Annotated in this window: 13 protein-coding genes; 9 read left to right on the plus strand and 4 right to left on the minus strand. The window is 66.2% G+C overall.

Features of this window, described 5'->3' with window-relative positions; translation table 11 throughout:
- The first annotated feature begins 423 nt into the window (after positions 1–423).
- From PD653B2_RS25510 to PD653B2_RS01180, 7 genes are all read left to right on the plus strand, one after another.
- The gene (locus PD653B2_RS25510; RefSeq protein ID WP_242665073.1) at positions 424–576 is read left to right on the plus strand and encodes a hypothetical protein; all 153 of its coding nucleotides are present in this window, start codon (positions 424–426) and stop codon (positions 574–576) included.
- A 50-nt stretch (positions 577–626) separates the two neighbouring features.
- Positions 627–5,918, plus strand: coding sequence for an SNF2-related protein (locus tag PD653B2_RS01155; protein ID WP_242665074.1), 5,292 nt, complete (start codon positions 627–629; stop codon positions 5,916–5,918).
- Positions 5,919–6,082: 164 nt separating this feature from the next.
- Complete coding sequence (locus tag PD653B2_RS01160; RefSeq protein ID WP_242665075.1) at positions 6,083–6,442, plus strand: hypothetical protein; 360 nt, start codon at positions 6,083–6,085, stop codon at positions 6,440–6,442.
- Positions 6,443–7,010: 568 nt separating this feature from the next.
- Positions 7,011–8,279 (plus strand): aminomethyltransferase family protein, encoded by a 1,269-nt coding sequence (locus tag PD653B2_RS01165; RefSeq protein ID WP_085870489.1) that lies wholly within the window; start codon positions 7,011–7,013, stop codon positions 8,277–8,279.
- A 33-nt stretch (positions 8,280–8,312) separates the two neighbouring features.
- On the plus strand, positions 8,313–9,200 hold the full coding sequence (gene purU / locus PD653B2_RS01170) for a formyltetrahydrofolate deformylase (protein ID WP_085870490.1): 888 nt from the start codon (positions 8,313–8,315) through the stop codon (positions 9,198–9,200).
- A gap of 543 nt (positions 9,201–9,743) precedes the next feature.
- Positions 9,744–10,544 (plus strand): dihydropteroate synthase, encoded by an 801-nt coding sequence (gene folP, locus PD653B2_RS01175; RefSeq protein WP_085870491.1) that lies wholly within the window; start codon positions 9,744–9,746, stop codon positions 10,542–10,544.
- The gene (locus PD653B2_RS01180) at positions 10,519–12,615 is read left to right on the plus strand and encodes a chorismate-binding protein (RefSeq protein ID WP_133058915.1); all 2,097 of its coding nucleotides are present in this window, start codon (positions 10,519–10,521) and stop codon (positions 12,613–12,615) included. Before folP ends, PD653B2_RS01180 begins: the two co-directional genes overlap by 26 nt.
- A gap of 151 nt (positions 12,616–12,766) precedes the next feature.
- Here PD653B2_RS01180 and PD653B2_RS24560 read toward each other — a convergent pair whose 3' ends face one another.
- A complete protein-coding gene (locus tag PD653B2_RS24560) occupies positions 12,767–13,102 on the minus strand; it encodes a hypothetical protein (protein WP_133058914.1) in 336 nt (111 codons plus the stop codon).
- A gap of 556 nt (positions 13,103–13,658) precedes the next feature.
- Here PD653B2_RS24560 and PD653B2_RS01185 point away from each other — a divergent pair.
- Together PD653B2_RS01185 and PD653B2_RS01190 are read left to right on the plus strand one after the other, a co-directional pair.
- Entirely contained in the window at positions 13,659–13,997 is a 339-nt protein-coding gene (locus PD653B2_RS01185; protein ID WP_085870493.1) for a hypothetical protein, read from the plus strand.
- Between the two features lie 854 nt (positions 13,998–14,851).
- Complete coding sequence (locus tag PD653B2_RS01190) at positions 14,852–16,192, plus strand: FAD-dependent oxidoreductase (protein WP_085870494.1); 1,341 nt, start codon at positions 14,852–14,854, stop codon at positions 16,190–16,192.
- Between the two features lie 229 nt (positions 16,193–16,421).
- Here the strand turns inward: PD653B2_RS01190 and PD653B2_RS01195 are convergent, their stop codons facing one another.
- The 3 genes from PD653B2_RS01195 to PD653B2_RS01205 form a co-directional block, all read right to left on the minus strand.
- Positions 16,422–17,828 (minus strand): NAD-dependent malic enzyme, encoded by a 1,407-nt coding sequence (locus PD653B2_RS01195; RefSeq protein WP_085870495.1) that lies wholly within the window; start codon positions 17,826–17,828, stop codon positions 16,422–16,424.
- Between the two features lie 284 nt (positions 17,829–18,112).
- Positions 18,113–19,492 (minus strand): dihydrolipoamide acetyltransferase family protein, encoded by a 1,380-nt coding sequence (locus PD653B2_RS01200; protein WP_085870496.1) that lies wholly within the window; start codon positions 19,490–19,492, stop codon positions 18,113–18,115.
- The gene (locus PD653B2_RS01205) at positions 19,492–21,666 is read right to left on the minus strand and encodes an alpha-ketoacid dehydrogenase subunit alpha/beta (RefSeq protein ID WP_085870654.1); all 2,175 of its coding nucleotides are present in this window, start codon (positions 21,664–21,666) and stop codon (positions 19,492–19,494) included. Before PD653B2_RS01205 ends, PD653B2_RS01200 begins: the two co-directional genes overlap by 1 nt.
- Between the last annotated feature and the right edge of the window lie 156 nt (positions 21,667–21,822).

Raw genomic sequence — 21,822 nt, forward strand, 5'->3', positions numbered from 1 at the left:
TCGGACGCCACGTCGCGGCTCTGACGGCGTTCTCCACATCTATTCGGGCTGGGCGTCCGATCCGGACAGCGGGTGGGTGCCTTTGTCTGGTGAGGGCGGTGGCGTGCCGCGGAATCGTGCTGTGGCCGGCGTCCTCGTCAGATGGGTTGGAGGTACCGGGCGTGGTGCGACGGCGTGTGAGTGTTGACGACTCGGACCAGTTGGCGCTGTGGGATCTTGGTGAGGAGCCAGGTGACTCGGTCGGCGGGGTCCACGGCCCCCGGGACCTTGTTTCCGGTTCTCGGCAGGTCGTGACGGAGGAGAAGGACGATGAACACTTATGGGGCGCGGTTGCGGGAGCATTACGCGAGGCATCGGGCGACCGAGGTGGCAGCGATCGCAGACCCAGAGGGGTTTTTCGACCAGCTCGGGGAGCAGATCTCGTTGGAGGTCCAGGCGCTGGCCGACCAGATCGCGGGCCCGTCGAGCCCGTCGGAGGGGTACGTGGAGCGGCTGGGCCGGTTGACGGAGGCGAAGATGACCGCGGAGTCGGCAATCCTCCGGGAGTACATGAAGCCGGGTCTGGCCCAGGGCTGAACGCCACCCCTGGCACGGCTAATAGGCCGGCCGAGGGGGCTAGCGCGGGCTTGAGTGAGCCGGAGGCGCTCGACGTCCTGGTTCCCGCCGGTGAGCAGGTGCGGTTCCGCCCGTCCTCGCAGATGGAGTTGGCGCCGTCAACGTCGCGGGAGCGGCTGCGGGCCAATGTCGCGGTCTTGGAGTTGCTGGCCGACCTTGAGGCGGAGAACAGGCTCCCCTCGGGGGCCGAGCAGGGTGTGTTGGCGCGCTGGTCGGGTTGGGGGTCGCTGCCGGAGGTCTTCGACGACACCGTCCGTCACTCCGATGACGCGCAGCGTGCCCGTGACCTGTTGGAGGGACGGGTGCGTGCGGCCGCGGCGCGCACGACGTTGAACGCGCACTACACCGACGCCGCGCTGGTGCAGGCGGTGTGGACGGCGCTGGGCGAGGCCGGGTTCGACCGCAATGCGGGCGGCCGGGTGCTGGAGCCGGGGTGTGGTTCGGGCACGTTCATCGGGTTCGCGCCCGAGCATGTGCGCGACGTGATCGGGGTCGAGCTGGATCCGACCACGGCGCGGGTGGCGGCGCTGTTGTATCCGGGCGCGGAGGTGCGTGAGGAGTCGTTCGCCGAGACGCGGCTGCCGGCGGCGAGCCGGGACCTGGTGATCGGGAACGTACCGTTCGGCGACGTGGTTCCGCATGACTCTCGGTACAACCGGGACCGGATGAGCCTGCACAACTACTTCATCTACAAGAGCTTGCATCTGGTCCGGCCCGGCGGGGTGGTCGCGGTGCTGACCTCGCGGTGGACGATGGATGCCACCAACCCGGCCGCTCGCGAGGCGTTCGCGTCGATGGCGGACCTGGTGACGGCGGTGCGGCTTCCGGGCCAGACTCACCAGCAGGCGGCGGGCACCGACGCGATCACCGACCTGCTGGTGTTTCGTCGTCGTGGTGAGGGCGAGGAGCCTTTCGACCTGGTGCCGAACTGGCGTGGAGTTGAGTCCTTGCCGTCGTTTCGCGCTGGGCCTGGCCTGGAGGATGCCGAGGTCACCTTGAACTCGGTGTTCGTGCAGCAGCCCGCTCGGGTGCTGGGGCGGCTGACATCGCGAATGGGCCGGTTCGGGCCCGAGGTTGCGGTGAGCCCGCCACTGAGCGCCGAGGGGCAGACGTTGGCGGAGCGGGTAGCCGGGGACCTGCACCGGGAGCTGACCAGGTCGCTGTCGAGCTACGCCAAGGTCCGGCCGCTGTTCACGCCGGCCGCGCCACGGCCTGCGACTCCGACCCCGCGCCGGCGCTCGACTGGACAGGGCTCCCCGGTCTCCGGGGCGTCCCTACGTCGAGCGGGTGGGGAGCAGCCGCTGGTGCTGCCGGACCGGGTGGTGCGGGCCGAGGGGCACATCAGCGCCAACGCCGAGGGCGGCTGGCAGCAGGTCTGCGATGGGGTGTCCGAGTCGTTGGCGGTGCCGAAGTCGCAGGCGATGGAGTTGCGGATGCTGCTGGGGCTGCGCGACACCGTGGTGACGCTGCTGGAGGCAGAGTCGACCACGCCTCTGCCCGACGAGGCGCCCGGGGCTGGGACGCCGTCGCATGTGGCCGAGCGTGAGGAGCAGATGGGTACGCTGCGTGCGCGGTTGAACCGCCAGTACGACGCCTACATGACTCGGTACGGGCCGATCAATCGGGTCACGGCCCGAAACACCGGCCGGATAGATGCCAAGACCGGTGAGCCGGTGGTCGCGCAGGTTCGTCCCCGCCAGGGTGGGTTCGCCGACGATCCGCATTCCGCGGCGGTGTTCGCGCTCGAGCACTACGATTCGGCGACCGGGACGGCACGCAAGGCCGACATCTTCATCGAACGGGTGGTCGCGCCGCGGGTGGTCCGCACCCATGCGGAATCCCCTGCCGATGCCGTGTCGCTGTGCCTGGACACGTACGGCGAGCTGCGGACTAACGAGATCGCCCGGCTGCTCGAGGTCGACGAGGCCCAGGCGGCGGCCGAGCTGGAGGCGATCGCCTTCGTGGACGCCGACACGGTCGAGCACACCGAGGCGGGGTGGCGCGCGGACTGGGTGTCGCGCGCGGAGTTCTTGTCCGGGAACGTGCGTGCCCGCCTGAACCGGGTCGAGACGGTCCTCGATCGGGTGGCCGAGGACTCCACCGCGGTCCGGGAGGAGTCGGCGCAGACGATGCTGCGGCGACTTCAGGCAGCGCAAGCGGCACTGGTCGATGTACTGCCCGAGGACCTGGGGCCGACCGAGATCGTCGCCCAGCTCGGGGTGCCGTGGGTGAGTGCGGAGACGGTGGAGCAGTTTCTGCGCGAGACGCTCGATGACCGAACCGTGGAGGTGGAGCATCCGGGCGGGCCGGTGTGGTCGGTGCGCGGCAACCGGCACTCGGTGGCCGCCCGGAACACGTGGGGCACCGACCGGGTCAGCGCGATCGACATCGTCCAGGCGTGCCTGGAGCAGCGGCAGATCCGGGTCACCGACGAGATGTCTGACGGGCGGCGGATCCCGAACGAGACCGCCACGTTCGCAGCCCAGGAGAAGGCCGAGGAACTCCAGGAGCGGTTCGCGACCTGGTTGTGGGAGGACCCGGAGCGCTGCCAGGCGCTGATGCGCCGCTACAACGACGCCCTGAACGCGATCGTGCTGCGCTCCTACGACGTTGACGAGGACAAGCACTACCCCGGCATGGCCCGCAGTCTGCGGTTGCGTCCGCACCAGCATGCCGCGGTGGCGCGGATGGTGGCCCAGCCGTCAGTGCTGTTAGCCCACGAGGTCGGCGCCGGGAAGACGTTCTCGGCGATCACCGGGTGCATGGAGTTACGGCGCCTGGATCTGGTCCGCAAGCCGGCGGTGGTGGTGCCCAACCACATGCTCGAGCAGTTCTCCCGCGAGTGGTTGCAGGCTTACCCCCAGGCCCGGGTCCTGACTTGTGGCACCGAGGACCTAGTCAAGGACAAGCGGCGTCTGTTCGTGGCGCGGGCCGCGACGGGTGAGTGGGATGCGGTGATCATGTCCCGCTCCGCGTTCGAGAAGATCCCGGTCTCCAAGGACACCGAGGAGCGCTACCTGGATGACCAGCTGATCCAGTTGCGGATATGGCTGGCAGCGTCCAAGGACGGCCGCGGCCTGTCGGTGAAGCGACTCGAGGGCACGCTGGCGCGGGCCGAGGAGCGGTTGAAGAAGCTGCGCGACGTCGCCCGGGATCCGGCGATCACCTTCGAGGCGACCGGGATCGACTACCTATGCGTGGATGAGGCGCACGGGTACAAGAACCTGCGGCTGGCCTCGAACATCCCCGGTGTCGCGGTGGAGGGGTCGAACCGGGCCACCGACCTGGACCTGAAGATGTCCTACCTGCGCGGCCGCCACGGCCGGCGAGTGGCAACGTTCATGACCGCCACCCCTATCGCCAACAGTGTCGCGGAGGCGTACACGATGCTGCGCTACCTGGCGCCCGATGACCTGGAGGCGGCCGGGATCAGCGACTTCGACACCTGGGCGGCCACCTTCGGCTCGGTGATCACCGATCTGGAGCTCTCCCCGTCGGGGACGGGGTTCCGGATGAAGGCAAGGTTCGCGAAGTTCAGCAACGTCCCCGAACTGCTGCGGCTGTGGCACCAGGTCGCCGATGTGAAGACCGCCGAAGACCTGCACCTACCCATCCCCAACCTCGATGGCGGGGCACCGGAGACGGTGGTGGTGCCGCCGAGCCAGGAACTGGTCGACTTCATGGCGCTGCTCGCCAAGCGCGCCGACCTGGTCTCCTGCCGCGCAGTCGACCCGAGTGAGGACAACATGCTCAAGATCAGCGGCCACGGCCGCGCCGCCGCGCTGGATCTGCGGCTGGTCGACCACCAGATCGACGGCCTGGGCGCGTTCCTCGACCGGGAGCCCTCCAAGGTCGACGCCGTCGCCGAACGGGTCGCCGCCATCTACCACGACCACGCAGACCTGGAGTTCGGTGCCGACCCCGAGCCCGGTGCCCTGCAGCTGGTGTTCTGCGATCTGGGCACCCCGACCGGGACGGGCTGGAACGCCTACGAGGAGCTCAAGGCCCAGCTCGTCTCGCGCGGTGTCCCGGCGGGGAAGGTGCGGTTCATGCACGAGGCCCGCAACGACCGCGCGAAAGCACGGCTGTTCGAGCAGGCCCGCACCGGGCATGTGGCAGTGCTGATCGGGTCGACAGAGAAGATGGGCGTGGGCACGAACGTGCAGCGCCGCGCGGTGGCGTTGCATCACGTGGACTGTCCATGGCGGCCCGCGGACCTGGCCCAGCGCGACGGCCGCATCCTGCGCCAAGGCAACCTCAACTCGACGGTGCGGGTGTACCGGTATGTCACCGAATCCTCGTTCGACACCTATCTGTGGCAAACGGTGGAGCGGAAGGCGAAGTTCATCAACCAGTTGATGCGCGGCCGGCTCGATGTGCGCGAGATCGAGGACATCGGCGACTCTGCCCTCTCCTACGCCGAGGTCAAAGCGCTGGCCTCAGGAGACTCGCGGATCATGGAACTGGCTAAGGCCGAGACCAACGCCACCAAGCTCGAGCGCCTGGAGCGGGCGTGGTCGGCCGCGCAGCGCAGCCTGGCGGCGACCATCCGCGAGGCCGGCCCGCGATTGGAGCGACTCGCGCTCGACCGGAAGCAACTGCTGGCGGCGATGCCGGTGCGCTGCGCCACCGACGCCGATGCGTTCTCGATGAGGATCAACGGCGTCACCGTGACCAAGCGGCCCGACGCGGCGCCGATGCTTCAGTGGGCGCTGCGCGGCATCGAGCCCTACCAGCGCGACCCCCAGCCGCTGGGTGAGGTCGGGGGCCTGCACCTGCAAGTTGCCGCGGACTCATGGCTGGGCCAACCCCGCTACGTGGTGTCGCTGGTCGAGGTGCCGAGGGTGCACCTGCTGGTGGAGACCAGCGACGTGCGTGAGCCCAGCCTCGGGCTGGTCCAGAGGGTGGAGAACCTGCCCCGTCGCCTGGAGCGGGTGCTCGAGGACGTCGAGATGGACACCACCAAGATCACCCGCGAGGCGGAGAAGGCCCAAGCAGGGCTGGTCGATGCGTTCCCTCGCGCCGACGAGCTCGCCACGGTGCGGGCGACGCGAGACCGGCTCGCCGCCGAGCTGGCCGCCGACAGCACCGAGAAGACACCCGACGCACCCGTCGCGCAGAACGTGGATAGTGCCGGGGCCGACGGATCCCCGCCCGACCCGTCCCGCGCATCCGGAACCGTCTCGGTATCCCTGGCGACAGGCCCGCCGGGTCGTCCGGCGATTGCGCCGCCCTCACCTGGCCCGCGGCCGCAGCCCTACCCTGTCTCACCGTCCGCCAGCAGCCTGAGTTGGTCCAGGTGAGTCGCGGGGGGGAGGGCCGGCTGCTGTCCACAGGCGTCATCGGCGAGAGTTGTCCAAATGTTCTGGCGCGGGAGGCGCGTGTCCGGCCTGTTGCCTGCTCCACTGGTGGGCGAGGTCGAACCCGCCGCCGACACCGTTCTGAGAGAGGACCGCACGTGATGGCTGTGACCGCTACCGACCGCACCGGTGAGACCCACGATGCGACGCCGGATTTCGTCTACGTGGTCTCGCTGCTGGCCGGACTTGAGGCCGCGACCGGACGTGAAGGTCACGCCGGGGTCTTGCCGTTCCTGGGCATGGCCCGCGCTGAGCTCACCGACTTCGGGCAGCGGCTCCCCGCCTGCTACGTGGACGTCCCCGTCATCGACCTGCGTGCAGGGCTGGCCGACCTCGACCGGCGTCTTGGCACGTTGCTGGCCAACTCCGAGGTCCTCCAGCACAGTCTGCGCATCGACGCGGCACGTCGGCTGCTGCGGCGAGGCACCGCAACCGTGGCACGGGGGCCTCATCCGGCCAGCAACTGATGACCGGCTCCGTTTCGACAGTTGTGCTTTCCAACTGAGGCTTCGATGGGAGGACTCGCAACCAGATCTGGGGCACGAGCGATCTGCTCGAGGAGCCCGCGGCGTGCGCATCGGCTGCGGGCGCCCAGCGTCGGCGGAGTGTGTCCGATCTGGCGGTGTGGTGGTTGCTTGTCTCGGATATGAGCAATCCGCTGCCCGCCGATGCGACCTGGTCCGACTACGTTAACGAGCACGGCGGCCCGGAGGCGTCGGGTTTGTGGATCACCCTGTGCTGGCACGGCGACCCCCCCGGATCTACGACCCGAGGTCGTCGGGCCGTACGCGTCTTTCCCCCAGGCGGTCAGTGCCATGCAGGATTCGTTGCTGATCGAGGGATTACGACCGACACCCACCACGAAGAGTGGCTAGACGACGTATACGTGGCCACTGACGCCGTCACGATCAGCCGGGCCTGTGCCGACTTCGGCCCCCGGGTGACGCTGATCGACCCTGGTGAGCCAGCTCACTTCGGCAACCCTGATCCAGGCCCGCCGACGACAACCGGGTTGCACAGCAACCTGTCTACCCCATGCGCAGCGAGTGGACGAACTGGCTTGACGAGCAGAGGGCCTGGAAGGAGACCGCAGTCCTCTTCGATCAGTCGCACCACATGACCGACGTCTACTTCAAGGGACCCGACGCCCTGCGGCTCCTCTCAGACCTTGGCGTCAACTCGTTCCAGCACTTCGGTCGGAACAAGGCAAAACAGTTCGTCGCGGTCAACTATGACGGCTACCTGATCGGCGACGCGATCCTGTTCGCGTTCGAGGACGACGAGTTCAGCCTCGTCGGACGCCCGACCATCCCCAACTGGGTCGCATTCCATGCCGAGACCGGTAACTACAACGTCGCAGTGACCCGCGACGAGCGCAGCGTCGAGAACGCGGGCCGACGTCTCACCTTTCGCTACCAGCTCAACGGACCGGCCACCCAGAAGATCATCGACAAGGCGGTCGGGCGCAAGCTGGAACACATCAAGTTCTTCAACATGGGCGAGTTCGAGATCGCGGGCACGCCGATCCGTGCGCTCAACCACACCATGACCGGCGCACCTGGGCTGGAGATGACAGGCCTCGAGCTGATCGGACCCTCGGAGAAAGCCGAGGAGGTGCTGGCCATCTTGTTTGAGGCTGGCAAAGACTTCGGCCTCAAACTCGGGGGGCAGCGGGCATACCTGTCGACGGCTATCGAGTCGGGATGGATCCCCTCGCCCGTCCCGGCCATCTACACCGGCGATCAGATGAAGCCCTATCGCGAGTGGCTGGCCGCCGCGGGTTTCGAGGCCAACGCCACTATCGGGGGGAGCTTTGTCTCCGACGACATCGAGGACTACTACGCGACCCCCTGGGACTTCGGCTACGGCCGCACGATCAGGTTCGACCACGACTTCCTCGGTCGTGAGGCGCTCGAGAAGCTCGCGGACCGGCCGCACCGCCGCAAGGTTTGGCTGCGCTGGAGCAACGACGATACCGCCGCTGTCATCGCCAGCAGCTTGTTCGGCGACTCGAACGGCCAGCACGCCAAGTACATGGACCTGCCGGTTACCAACTACGCAGTGGGACCACGTGACAAGGTACTGATCGGTGACAAGCTGGTCGGCCTCTCCTGCTACGCCGGCTACACCGTCAACGTCAACGGTTTCTGTTCGCTTGGCATGGTCGACGAGGCCAGCGCAGTCGACGGCACCGAGGTCGAGATCGTTATCGGAGAACCGAACGGTGGATCAGCAAAGCCGACCGTCGAACGACACGTCCAGTCGACCATCCGCGCCACCGTCAACACCAAGCCGCTGGTCTGAGCCGGAAGACCGGGCCCCAGCGAGGAGAACCCTATGCCCACTGCCGCTGCAACATCCGACGGCCTCGCCGCGGAGTTCATCCTTACCCTCACCTGTGCCGAACGGCCAGGGATCGTCTACGAGGTCGCTGCCTTCCTCTTTCAGCAACACTGCACAATCCTGGAGAGCCAGCAGTTCCTCGACCGTGAGGCCGATCGGTTCTACATGCGTGTCCAGTTCCGCTCGACCAGCGGTCCGTTGGCCAGTTCGGCGCTTAGCGAGGCGTTCGCTCCGGTTGCCGAGAAGACCTCCGCAGTCTCGTGGCGGATCGTCGACGCCGCAACCAAGCCGCGTGTCCTCATCATGGTCAGCAAGTTCGGCCACTGTCTCAACGACCTGCTGTTCCGGACGAGCGACGGCCGACTCGATATCGACGTCGTCGCGGTTGTGTCAAACCACACCGACATAGCGGCTATGGCCGCCAACTACGGCGTGCCCTTCCATCATGTGCCGGTCACATCGGAGACCAAGCCAGCCGCAGAGCACCGGCTGCTCGAGTTGGTTGATGATCTCAGTGTCGATCTCGTCGTCCTCGCCCGCTACATGCAGATCTTGTCGGACGAGCTCTGCAAGGAGCTCGACGGTCGGGCCATCAACATCCATCACTCGATGCTGCCTAGCTTCAAGGGCGCCCGCCCCTACCACCAAGCTCACGCGCGGGGTGTCAAGTTGATCGGCGCCACCGCCCACTACGTGACCGCGGACCTCGACGAAGGCCCGATCATCGAGCAAGAGGTGGCCCGGGTGGATCACTCAATGTCCGCTGCCGAGGTCACCAAGCTCGGGAGAGACAACGAGTGCGTGGCGCTGGCCCGTGCTGTGGCTTGGCACACCGAGAACCGCGTGCTTCTCGATGGTCACCGTACTGTTGTCTTTCCCTGACCCGCGCCCAGCGATCGGCGAGGGCGAAGAACATCCCGACCGGAAGTTGGCTCGGCCCGCCCCTTCTTGCCAACCTCGATCCGGGCGTATGACGGATCAAGCCCACGATTCAGCGCATCGGAGTTCTGGAGCACAAGTTGCGCAACCCGCGTCGTGTGCGGCCGGCCATTGGCGTCACGGGCTCTCACGGCAATGGCGCCAGCGTCTACCTCCAGCGCGGTCGCTGCATCCTGGAGAGCGTTGGGCCGACGCCACGCCGGCGCGCCTATCGACGACGTCGCTGAACGCAGACGCCGATGAACGTGGAGGAGCTGGAAGAGCGGCACAAGCCTGCCCGCGCCAACACCAAACCCATCCCTGCGAGGTCGACCCCGCCACGGCACTCGGGGCTTCGAACCGGCCGCGGGTGCCCCAGCCCACTCCGGGTGAGACCGAAGGTGCTATTCGGGTCGCAGGCTGGGGCCGTAACCGATGACCCCCCGTCGTCACCGAAGTCATGTCCGGTCACAACCAGACGATCCCGCAGTCCCGCCTTGTCGGATCATGGGGATCGTCAACGTAACTCCGGACTCCTTCTCAGACGGCGGACGCTACCTCGCTCACGCAGCGGCCATCGCCCACGGAACCGAGATGTGGCAGCAGGGAGCCGCCGCCATCGACGTCGGCGGCGAGTCGACTAGACCCGGAGCCCTGCGCGTCCCGGAGCACATCGAGCTCGAGCGGGTCCTTCCCGTGGTTCGCGGCCTTGCTGGCGCTGGAGTCACCGTCAGCATCGACACGATGCGGGCGCGGGTCGCCGCCAAAGCGGTCGACGCCGGGGCCTCCATGATCAACGACGTCAGTGGCGGGTTGGCCGACCCCGCAATGGCCACCACGGTCGGACAGCTCGGGACGCCGTACGTCGCGATGCACTGGCGAGGGCATAGCGCCAACATGCAGCATCGCGCCGTCTACGCCGCCGCACGTCACGACGTGATCACCGAGCTCCGCGAACGGATCGAAGCGCTCCTGGCCGCAGGTGTGCGAGGCGACCAGCTCATCGTGGACCCGGGCATCGGCTTCGCGAAGACATCGGGCCAGAGCTGGGAGATCCTCGCGGCCGTCCATGAGCTGGGCACGCTGGGGTACCCGATCCTCATTGGCGCTTCCCGCAAGTCCCTGTTCAAGGAGCTCGACCTCGACCAGCCGCAGCCGAATAGGCAGCGCGACCTGGACGCAGCCACGGCGGCGCTCACCGCAATCCTCGCCCCGCTTGTCGCGTGGGTCAGGGTCCACGACGTACGCGCCAACGTCGTCGCGGCTCAAGTGGCATGCCGACTTGAACAGGACCGACCGGATGTCTAGGTGCGAGGAGACAGAGGTCGCCTTGGCGTGGCCGCTGCGGACCGAGTTGGATGTATCGGAGGTTCTGCGCGCATTCCGGTCTCGCGACAGGCTCGTCGCCCTGCTGGGCTCATGGGCCGACGGTGGTGCGATCATCGCCTTCGATCCCGTCAAGCGGTCTGAGAACATCGCCGCCCTCGCCGCCCCATCACGGAATGGAACGGGCTCCGATAGCCACCAACTCGCCGGGCCGGACGCCCGGCGCCCCAAGGTCGGGGCGGCATGGATAGGGGTGCTGAGCTATCAGCTCGGTGCGCTGTTCGAGCGGCTTCCCGACCCGCCACCCAGGTCTCATCCCAGGCCACCCGTGGACCTGGCCTACTACGACCGCCTGATCCGGTTCGATGCCGGCACCGGCGACTGGTGGTTCGAGGCAAGATGCAGACAAGCAGACTTGGACGCCATTGGCCGCGCCTACGAGCGAACGCAAGAGGTCCTCGCCATGCCTGCCGCCCGACCGTTGCCGTTCCAGACGGGAACGTTTCGGGCTTTCCCTCCGTGGGAGGATCACGCGCACGCCGTCGCCACGGCCCTGGAGCACATCGCCGCCGGCGACATCTTCCAGGTCAACACGTGTCTGCGGCTCGACGCCGACTTCGCCGGCGACCCGCTTGACGCCTTCATCGCCGGCGTCGACGCACTTGCGCCGGCGTACGCGGCGTTCGTCCGCGGTGACCGGGGCACGGTGGCCAGCCTGTCGCCCGAGCTGTTCCTACGACGATCCGGACGCCACGTCTCGGCCGCCCCCATCAAGGGCACCGCGGCGCTGAGCACCAACCCCGAGGAACTGCTCGCCTCGGCGAAGAACCGTGCGGAGAACCTCATGATCGTCGACCTGATGCGCAACGATCTCGCGCGGATCAGCGTACCGGGCAGCGTCTCGGTCCCCGCCGCCTTGACGGTCCAGCAGCACACAGGGGTCTGGCACTTGGTCTCGGAGATCGAGGCGACGCTGGATCCCCACGTCACTGACTCGGATCTGGTCCGGGCCACGTTTCCCCCGGGCTCGGTCACTGGCGCGCCCAAGGTCAAAGCGATGGAGATCATCAACGACATCGAGATCACCGGTCGCGAGGCCTATACCGGAGCCATCGGCTGGTCCGGGGCGGCCGGCCTAGAACTCAACGTCGCCATCCGCACGTTCGAGTTCGCGCCAGGAAGCGTGTGGCTGGGGGTGGGTGGCGGGATCGTCTCTGCGTCCGATCCACAGGGCGAAGTCAATGAGTGCATGGTGAAGGCCGCCCCACTCGTCGCGGCGATCGGTGGCGGTCTCGACACGGATGCACCAGCGGATGCGCCATCTGCTCGCCCGCGCCGTGCCACGGAGCCGTCATCGGTCGACGATCTCGGCTCGGAGCAGAGTCGCCTTGCCACTCACTACCGGTCCAGTCGCGACGCTCGGAACACGTCGGTGCTTCTGATCGACAACTACGATTCGTTCGCCTACAACCTCGTCCACTACTGCCAGGTCGCCGGGGCGGTCGTGACGGTGGTGCGGAACGACAGCATGGCAGTCGATGACCTGCTGGCCGCGATCCATGAGGGGCGGTTCGACCGGGTCGTCATCTCACCTGGTCCCGGCCGTCCGGAGTCGGCAGGGGTAAGTGTCGAATTGGTTCGGCGACTCCCAGACAGGGTGCCACTGCTCGGGGTCTGCCTGGGACATCAAGCCATCGCCGTCGCGTACGGTGCAAGGGTGGCTCGGGCACCATCGCCGGTGCACGGACGGCAGGTCGAGATCCACCACGACCAGACCGGCATCTTCCGCGGGCTCCCGACACCACTGATCGGCGGCCGGTACCACTCGCTCACCGTCGACGACGCATCACTGCGCGGCTGCCCGCTCAACGTCAGCGCCCGCAGCCCGTCAGGTTTGGTAATGGGCATCCGGCACCAAACCCGACCGGTCGAGGGGCTTCAGTTCCATCCGGAGTCGATACTCACCAGTCACGGGCAGGACTTGGTCAACGGATTCCTCGACATTCCACGCACTGAGCCGATCGGCGTCGGCCGGACCACGGCAGTCGGATAGGGCCAAGGACGCAGAGACGCGACGTCATTGCTGAGGCGGTTAGGTTCGTCTCCAGTTAGCTGCGTGATGCAGCTCAGCGAACGAGATGTGCCATCAGGCGACCCGTCGCTACACACATGAAGGGTTGCCGCGCTCTCTGCGTTCACTGTCACTACCGAGACTCGCGCAGGAAACGAGTAAGGCGACCGGCGACATTACGGAGCGATTCACTGCAATCCAGAACGGACACGGAATCCGCGGTCGCGGCAATCCGTGAAATCGCGACCATCATCACCTCGATCAGCGACTCGCAATCCATGATCGCGGCGGCTGTTGAGGAGCAGACCGCGATCACGTTGGAAATGGGACGAAACATCGACGATGCGGCGCACGGGGCGTCGACGATCGCCGAGAATGTCGCGCATGCTTCACAGGCCACAGACGAGGCGACGAGCAGTGCGCGAACGGGTCCATGGCGACATCCGAACTCTCGGAACTTGCTGGCCAACTTCAGAGGGCGGTCCAGGCCTTCCGATATTGAGCGGCGGTGGGCTGCGCGATGCCGTGCAGGCGAGATGAAGAATGCAATGCCGGATCGCGCGACCCTTTGGACTGCGTCCGCAGCGCCATCCCCGTGCCGGTCGGGATTGACGACGACCGTGATCCCCCCAGCGCCCACACGCGGCAGACACGACGACGCCCGGCTACGGGGACCTTCGCCGGCAGCGCCACCAACCAACGCACCCAGCCAGCCGATTCCGCGCTTTCGCCGCGTCAACCGGCACCCTTGCGCGACCGCCAGAACTGGGGATCTTCGCACTCAACAAGGGACGCGCGACGAAATCCGCAGCGCACGACGGCCCGTTACCGTTCCCGTTAAGAGACCGCGCCGCGGCCCCGAACAGCAGCGTATAATTCGACGCCACACCTCGCCCTGGGGAGGAAAACCGCCGGATATGTCTGTAGGCCCCCGCCCGCAAACGAACTTCTCTCCGTTGCTGCATATTGTCTCCCAAACAGTTGCCTTTCCCCATGGATATACGCTGCTCATCTTTGGGACGACTATGATCACGGGCCACAAGCACGGCTTGCCCGACGGAGTATCGATCGTCGCAATGCTTCTGGGGGCCTGCTCGGCCTATACGGCCGTGGGATTCGTCGGAATGCGGGTCAGTGGCGGCCTCGATCACCTCCATGCCCCCCTGATCAGCTCGCCGTTCGTTGTCGCAACGGCGAACTTCCTCACCCTCCTTTCAGCGACCGGCATATGCGGTTTCTCTGCCTGGCTGCTGCAGGGAGATCATTGGGCATGGCTCGCCACAGGACTTCTTGGAACAGGCACGTATTTGTTGGGGATCTCCCTGCAGGCCTACGTGATTAGCCTCTGGCTGGGCCGCCGTTGAATCCTGCGGCAGGGGCCGGTTCAAGGCCCAGGGTCGAACATTCATCAACGGGCGCCGAAGGTTCGTGGCGTTTGATTAGCCGTCCGTGACGCCGCTACACGTCGCGATGAGTCGATCGGGCGAACGATGGACGCCTGCATCCGCCCAGACCTGGCGACCGCCACCCGACGCCTCCGCATGCTCTGCCTCTTTCGCGTCGCGAGAGTTGCCTGCATCAATGCCTCACGAGCCAATTCCGGCACGTGAACGGCGGAGGTCCAGTCCGATGCTCCGCGACCAGCCGTGGCTTGCACTGCTCACCGATGCGGCGCCGGCTCCGGCACCTTCCACCGTGATGCCATCGGCCACCTGCCACGGATCACTCTCGACCTCAACGGTGTCGATCGCTGCGGGGGAGTCGCCGCAGGGTGGCTGTACAGAGTTACTCGAGACAGCGTCACTCGAGCGCCGGGTGGGCACCGCCGACCTGCCCGCGCAGGCGAGGCTGGCGACCAACAGGGGTGACGTGGAGCGTGTCCACGCCACCCCGATGACCGCCACGTTGGACAGGTCGATGCGACTCTAGTCGCTCGGGCTGGGTCCAGTTGCGTCGTGACCTGACGGAAGTTCGAGCGCATTGAAGATGGGCCCTAGTACTGGGCCGACGAGGTTCGGCGCGGGCCGCCGTCCCCTCCTTTCCAGACCCTTCCTCCGCGACGCTTCTCATCAAGCCATGCAGGCCCTCTCCACGCGACAACGGCCTGATCTCTGCGCGTCCCGTGTCCCGGTTCCGGCCAGTGTGAACCGGGTCTCAGCGCGTTGAGTCCGATGGATCGGCCGATATCATTAGGTAAGCCTAACCTAAGAGGAAAGCCGTGAGAGACCACCGTGTTGCTATCGTCGGCGCCGGTCCCGCCGGTATCTACGCCGCCGACACTCTGACGAACGAGCACGACTCAGCGCGGGTGGATCTGATCGAACGGCTCCCCGCTCCGTTCGGCCTGGTCCGGTACGGGGTGGCGCCCGACCACCCGCGGATCAAAGACATCGTGAAGGCCCTGGATCGCGTCCTCGGCAAGGACCGCATCCGGTTCCTTGGCAATGTGCAGTACGGAGTCGACCTCAAGCTCGACGACCTACGTCGTCACTACGACGCCGTCGTCTTCGCCACTGGCGCCATGGCCGACCGGCAACTCGCGATCCCAGGCATCCGACTACCCGGCAGCCACGGCGCCGCCGAATTCGTCAGCTGGTACACCGGCCACCCCGATGTCCCTCGCGACTGGCCACTCGATGCTCGTGAGGTCGCCGTTATCGGTGCGGGCAATGTCGCACTAGACGTGGCGCGCATGCTGGTCAAGCCGGTCGAGGAGCAACTCGGCACCGAGATACCTGCCAATGTCTATGCTGGGCTGCGTGCCAACCTGGCCACCGACGTCCACATTTTCGCTCGCCGTGGTCCCGCCCAGGTCAGGTTCGCACCCATGGAGCTGCGTGAGCTCTCCCACTCTCCGTCGGTCGACGTCATCGTCCATCCGGAGGGATTCGAGGTCGACGCAGCCGGCCAGAGCGCTATCAGCTCGAACAAGGGCACGCGGCTCGTGGTCGACACGCTCTTGAGATACCTCGAGAGCGAGCCGACCGGCGCACCGCATCGGGTCCACATCCATCTCTGCCAATCCCCGGTCCGCGTCCTGGGCAACCATCGGGTAGAAGGACTGCGCACTCAGCGGACCGAACTCCGCGGCGACGGCACCGTCCGCGGCACTGGCCAGTACCTCGACACTCCCGTGCAGGCGGTTTACCGCGCCGTGGGCTACCTCTCCTCCCACCTCCCCGACTTGCCCTTCGACCATCACGCCGGGGTACTGCTCAACGACCGCGGTCGAGTCCTCGACATCGACGGTTCGTTGCTACCCGGCCTCTACGTCACCGGTTGGATCAAGCGCGGACCCGCCGGCCTGATCGGCCACACGAAGTCCGATGCTGCTGAGACCACCGCGAGCCTCCTCGACGACCTCGACGCTCTTCGGCCGCGCGACGTTCTCGACCCCGACGCCATCCTCGACCACCTCGCCGCCGGCGGTGTTACCGTCATCAACGCCGACAACTGGTCCCGCATCGATGCTCACGAGATCGCACTCGGCCGCGAGCGCGGGCGGGAACGAACCAAGCTCGTACCTCGCGAAGACATGATCCGTGCGGCCCTCCTCTGAACGGAGCCACGCGGGATCCACACGCTCATGCACCACTGGGACCGAAACCGGTCTCATTCCGATACCCACGGAGCGGTCGACGCCCGCACCCGGACGTCGGATCGACGAACTCCTTCAAGCCACCGACGATCTTCGGGGGCGTCAGGTGGGTGGGTGGTATGGCCCCATTCGTCCGCCCGAATGAGTAGCCGGACCATCTGCCGTGGCGCAGCTGTATGGGCACGTCGGCTCACGACAACTCACTTCGACTCTCACGACTACATGCTGATCGCACGGCGGTGGCTACCGCGGAATGGACGTCGGCGTTGAACACGCTCGGAATGATGTACTGCGCGTTGAGTTCCTCGGCGCCGACCGTCGCTGCGATTGCCCGCGCTGCGGCGAGCAGGATGGTGTCGTCGATTCGATGCGCCGCAGCGTCCAGGAGGCCGCGGAACACGCCGGGGAAGGCGAGCACGTTGTTGATCTGGTTCGGATAGTCGGATCGACCGGTAGCAACGACGGCAGCGTGCTGGGATGCCTCGGCCGGGTCAACTTCCGGGTCGGGATTCGCTAGCGCGAACACGATCGCGCCGTCGGCCATGGTGGCGATGTCTGCACCGCTCACGATGTTGGGCGCGGACACACCAACGAAGACGTCGGCGCCCTTCAGCGCTTCCCTCAGTGTTCCACTGCGGCCACTTCGGTTCGTGACGGTCGAAATCCAGTGCTTGGCTGGCTGGAGGCCGGGTCTGTCTCGATGAATGACCCCATGGCCGTCGGCGACAACGACGTCCGTCGCGCCCGCGGCGAGCATGAGACGCAGGATCGCTGAACCAGCTGCGCCTGCTCCGCTCATGACGATCCGAACCTCTGCGATCGATTTGTCCACGACACGCAAAGCGTTGACGAGTGCGGCATACACGACGATTGCTGTGCCGTGCTGGTCATCGTGGAAGACGGGTATGTCGAGCTGCTCGCGCAACCGAGCTTCGATCTCGAAGCAGCGTGGCGCCGAGATGTCTTCGAGATTGATGCCCGCGAAGCCTGGCGAGATTGCCTTCACAATCGCAACGATCTCGTCCGGGTCCTGAGTGTCCAGACACAGCGGCCACGCGTCGATGTCGCCGAAGCGTTTGAAGAGGGCCGACTTCCCCTCCATGACCGGTAGTGCCGCAGCAGGTCCAATATTTCCCAGTCCCAGGACCGCTGAGCCGTCGGTGACGACCGCGACCGTGTTGCGCTTGATCGTGAGCCGGCGAACGTCTTCTGGCTGCTCGGCGATAGCGAGGCATACTCGGGCGACACCGGGGGTGTAGATCATCGACAGCTCGTCACGATTGCGAATGGGCTGCTTGGTCGTCATCTCGATCGTTCCTCCCAGGTGCATCAGGAACGTGCGGTCCGAAACCTTCTTCACATCGACGTCGACAACGGAACGGAGAGCATCGACGAGGTCTCGCGAATGGCCTGTGTCCCGGGCGGAACAGGTGACGTCGATCTGAAGGTGATGATCGCCGGACGCAGTCACGTCGAGGGCGGTGACCAAGCCGCCAGCTTGCTCGACTGCGGCGGTCAAAAGACTTGTCGCCGACCCGCTCGCGGGTACCTCCAACCGGACCGTGATCGAGTACGAAACACTCGGGTGCGTTGCCATCGCTGTTTCTCCGTATCTAGAGACCGACTACGTCGACGGTCGCGACGACGGTCCGACCGAGGCGCCGACAAGGGTGACGACAAGGGTGCCGAGTCTTGGTGCGGTCCCTGTCGGCTGAGCTGGGGTTGGGCCGACACGATGGATATGTCGGCTGATGCTCTCCGAGATTCTGAGTCCGAGCGCGGCGTCCAGCGTCGTGCTCACCCAAAGGAACGAGGCAGGCCAAGCCGATCTCGACCGAGCGGTGGGTGCGGCCGCGTGCACGGTGCCCGGGCCGGAAGGGGCTACACGACAAGTCGGAGCGGTCTCTCAAGGAGGCCAAGGAACTCCCGCATCCATTCGGCAGCCGTTGCTCCGTCGACGGGGCGGTGATCCACAGACAGGGTGACCTTGAGAGTGCGCGCGATTGCTAGCTCGCCGTCGATGACGACAGGTCTATGTTTGGCGGCACCTACGGCGAGGATCGCGGCCTGGGGAGGGTTGATGATGGCTGCGAACTCCTCGGTCTCGAACATGCCGAGGTTCGATACTGAGATGGAGCCACCGTCGAGTTCATCTGGGCGCAGTGCACCATCTCGGGCGCGTCTTGCGAAGTCACGGGTAGCCTCTGCGAGGGCGGTTAGGCTCAACGTTTCGGCGTTGCGGACGACCGGAGTGACCAGGCCTCTTTCCGTAGCGACGGCGATGGCAATGTCGACGTGCTCGTATTGGCGGATCGCTTCGCTGCCCCAGGTCACATTCATCAGGGGAACAGCCTGGTGTGCCTTCGCGACGGCCTTCACGATCAGGTCGTTCACCGAGACTCGCGTACCTGATTCGGTGTTGAGTCGGGCCCGCAGCTCGAGCAGCGGATCGACGTTCGCCGTTCCACGCAGGTAGAAGTGCGGCGCCGTCTGTTTGCTCTCGGTGAGTCGTGTCGCGATCGCTTTGCGAAGCTTGCTGTTCGGGATATCTGTCCACCCTGTCGGCACAGCAGTGCGTACGACGGCAGCTTCCCCCGACGGTCCTGGCTGTCCGTCCGCGGCAACGACCTGCGCGGACTCCGCACTCGACGTCGCCACGCTAGACAATGCGGCCTCGACGTCGCGCCGACGGATGCGCCCGTTCGGCCCGGTCCCGGTCAGCTGGGTCAGCTCCAGTCCCGCGTCGCGAGCCATCTTCCGCGCCAGCGGGCTTGCGAAGATCCGGGCGCCCACCGTGTCCGAGGCTTCTCGCGTCGCGGATGGGACGGGGCTGAGGCCCGGAGCGCTGTCCGGGGCGAGGTCGTCATCGGTGCGTTCGACAGGGCTCTTCGTGTCGGCCTTCGTGTCGGCCTTCGTGTCGAGCGCCGTGTCCACGTCTGGCGCGTGGACAGCCCCAGCGGATTGCAGCGACGCGCCCTGCGGTTCGGGTGAGTCGCTGAGCCGAGATTCGTCAACGGTCTCACCCTTGCTCCCGATCACGATGATCGGTCGACCCACAGTGACGTCGTCGCCTTCCTCGGCGGTGAGCCGCAAGACGGTTCCTGACACTTCTGCTTCAACGTCGACCGTGGCCTTCGCCGTCTCGACGGTGGCGACGGGATCACCAGCCTGGACCTCAGCGCCTTCCTGGACGAGCCAGGCAACGAGGGTGGCCTCGGGGGTGTTCGCTGCCAGCTCGGGCATCCGCATGATCGTGGCCATCAGTCGACCATCTTCCTCAGGGCCGCGACCACCTCGTCGCTGCGGGCGATCGCGGCGCGCTCAAGGACCTTGGAGATGCTGGGCGACGCGATCCCGCCAGTCACGCGCTGCACCGGTTGGTCGAGCCAGTCGAAGAAGCGGCGCTGGATCTCGTCGGCGAGCCAGCCGCCGTAGGACGTGCCGAGTGCACCCTGTTCGGCGATGAGGACGTTGTTGGTCTTCCGGATACTCGCCTCGAGAGTCTCCCAGTCGATGCTGGCCCGGTCCAGCCACCGCAGGTCGATGACGTCGGCGTCGATCTGAGTCTCTGTCACCGCATCGAGCACGTGAGGTGTCATTGCCAGGTAGGTGATGATCGTGACGTCCTTGCCCTCGCGCCGCACAGCCGCCTTGCCAACGGGGAGGCAGTAGTCGAAGTCGTCGATCGGCGCTTCGCCCTCCGAGCTGTACAGGTCGACGTGCTCAAGGACGAGCACCGGATCGTTGCAGCGCAGGGCGGAGTTCATAAGCCCTACGTAGTCGAACGGTGTCGAAGGGGCCACGATCCGCCAACCGGCGGACGTCGCGAACACCCCGGCCGGGTCCATGGAGTGTTGGGAGCCGTACCCGGTGCCCATGGCAACCTTGCTTCGCAGCACCAGGGGCACGTCGTCATCGCCTCCGAACATGTGCCGGGCCTTCGCGATCTGGTTGAAGAGTTGATCTGCGGCGACCCACATGAAGTCCGCATACATGAACTCGACCACCGGCTTCAAACGCCCATCGAGCGCGATGCCGCCGGCGAGGCCTGAGAACGCGTTCTCACTGATGGGCGTGCCCAGCACTCGGTCGGGGAATAGTTCCTTGAGTCCCTTGGTCGCACCGTTCGTGCCGCCGCCCAGACGGTGGATGTCCTCTCCCATGATCACGATGGAGTCGTCCTCGCTCATTCGGCGTTCCATGACTCCGGCGACGACATCGATGAACTTCGCTTCCTGCGTCTCCCCCGTGAAGTCAGCGCGGTCCAAGAGCTTTGCGTCGCCGAACTCGCTCAGATCTCCCCGGACCCCTACGTCAACCCAGCCCGGATCTGGCCACTCGTCGGGACGGATGCGCAGAACGCCCGGCTTGGCGTCGGGATCTTGTTCCAAGAGAACGGAGCCGACTTCCTCGAGGAGCGCCTTCGCTCGAGACGTGGTCTCCTCGAGCTCTTCCGGCGAGAACAGGCCGCGCTCGACCAGCCACCTGGCCGTGCGCTGGATCGGATCGCGCGCCCGCCACTCGGCCTCTTCATCCTTTGTCCGATAGCGAAACGCGCTGCCGGGAAAGGGTCCGTTCTGATGGAAGTATCGATAGACGTCGACCTCGACGAAGGTTGGTCCACCTCCCGAGCGCATCAGGTCAGCTGCCTCGGACATGGCCAGGTAGACCGCGAGCGGATCCATGCCGTCTACCTTCCAACTGGGGATGCCGAAGCCGGGGCCGCGGGCCGAGAGGCGGGGTTCGGCTGTGACTTCGGAGACGTTGGTCGACACGGCATACAGGTTGTTCTCGACAAAGAAGCACAGTGGGAGGTCCCACGCCGCAGCCAGGTTCAGGGTCTCCAGGGTCGAGCCGATGTTCGTGGCCCCGTCCCCGAAGTAGGTCACCGCCACATCGCCGGTGTTCGCGAATCGGTGAGCAAAGGCAGATCCGGCGGCGAGGGGGACGCCACCGCCGACGATCGCGTTGGTGCCGATCGCCCCCGCCTCCTTCCACTGCAGGTGCATCGAGCCACCACGTCCGTGCGAGAAACCACGATCGAGCCCACAGATCTCCGCGAGCGTCTTGAGCGCCAGAGATTTCACTTCGCCGGAGAAGTCGACGGTCGGATCAAGCCCCTCAGGTGCTACGTAGCCGAGGGTCTTGGCTAGGAACTGATGGTGGCCTCGGTGCGAGCCGTTGACCGTGTCCGTCGTACGCAGCGCTAGACCCGATCCGACCGCTCCGCCCTCTTGGCCGATGCTGGAGTGCGCAGGTCCATGGATCAGGGACTTGCTGGCAAGGTCGAGCACGAACTCCTCGAAGACCCTGATCAGCACCAGTTGGGTGTACATGGTCCCGAGCAGCGCGGGATCGGCACGCTGCCAGTCGCGTTCGCTGGCGCTGATCTCGACCCAAGGGGCGGACTGCTTGAGCTTCCTGTGGGTCGGCATGGCGGGAACCTCGTCTTCTAGTCGCATCGCAGCCAACCGGCTCTGCTGCCGCATTTCGCCGTCTGACTGTTCGAGAGTGCTGTGGGATGTGTAGCGCTGCTGTTGGCAACCACGCTTGAAGCGTAGGGCTGTGTTCAGTCATACTACACGTCCCGG

The sequence above is a fragment of the Nocardioides sp. PD653-B2 genome (genome assembly GCF_002117935.1).
Taxonomy (GTDB): domain Bacteria; phylum Actinomycetota; class Actinomycetes; order Propionibacteriales; family Nocardioidaceae; genus Nocardioides.

Coding starts and splice junctions, on each gene's coding strand:
- PD653B2_RS01165 (WP_085870489.1), top strand. CDS start 7,011: ATGCGCAGCGAGTGGACGAACTGGCTTGACGAGCAGAGGGCCTGGAAG.
- purU (WP_085870490.1), top strand. CDS start 8,313: ATGCCCACTGCCGCTGCAACATCCGACGGCCTCGCCGCGGAGTTCATC.
- folP (WP_085870491.1), top strand. CDS start 9,744: ATGGGGATCGTCAACGTAACTCCGGACTCCTTCTCAGACGGCGGACGC.
- PD653B2_RS01185 (WP_085870493.1), top strand. CDS start 13,659: ATGATCACGGGCCACAAGCACGGCTTGCCCGACGGAGTATCGATCGTC.
- PD653B2_RS01195 (WP_085870495.1), bottom strand. CDS start 17,828: ATGGCAACGCACCCGAGTGTTTCGTACTCGATCACGGTCCGGTTGGAG.
- PD653B2_RS01200 (WP_085870496.1), bottom strand. CDS start 19,492: ATGGCCACGATCATGCGGATGCCCGAGCTGGCAGCGAACACCCCCGAG.
- PD653B2_RS01205 (WP_085870654.1), bottom strand. CDS start 21,666: ATGCCGACCCACAGGAAGCTCAAGCAGTCCGCCCCTTGGGTCGAGATC.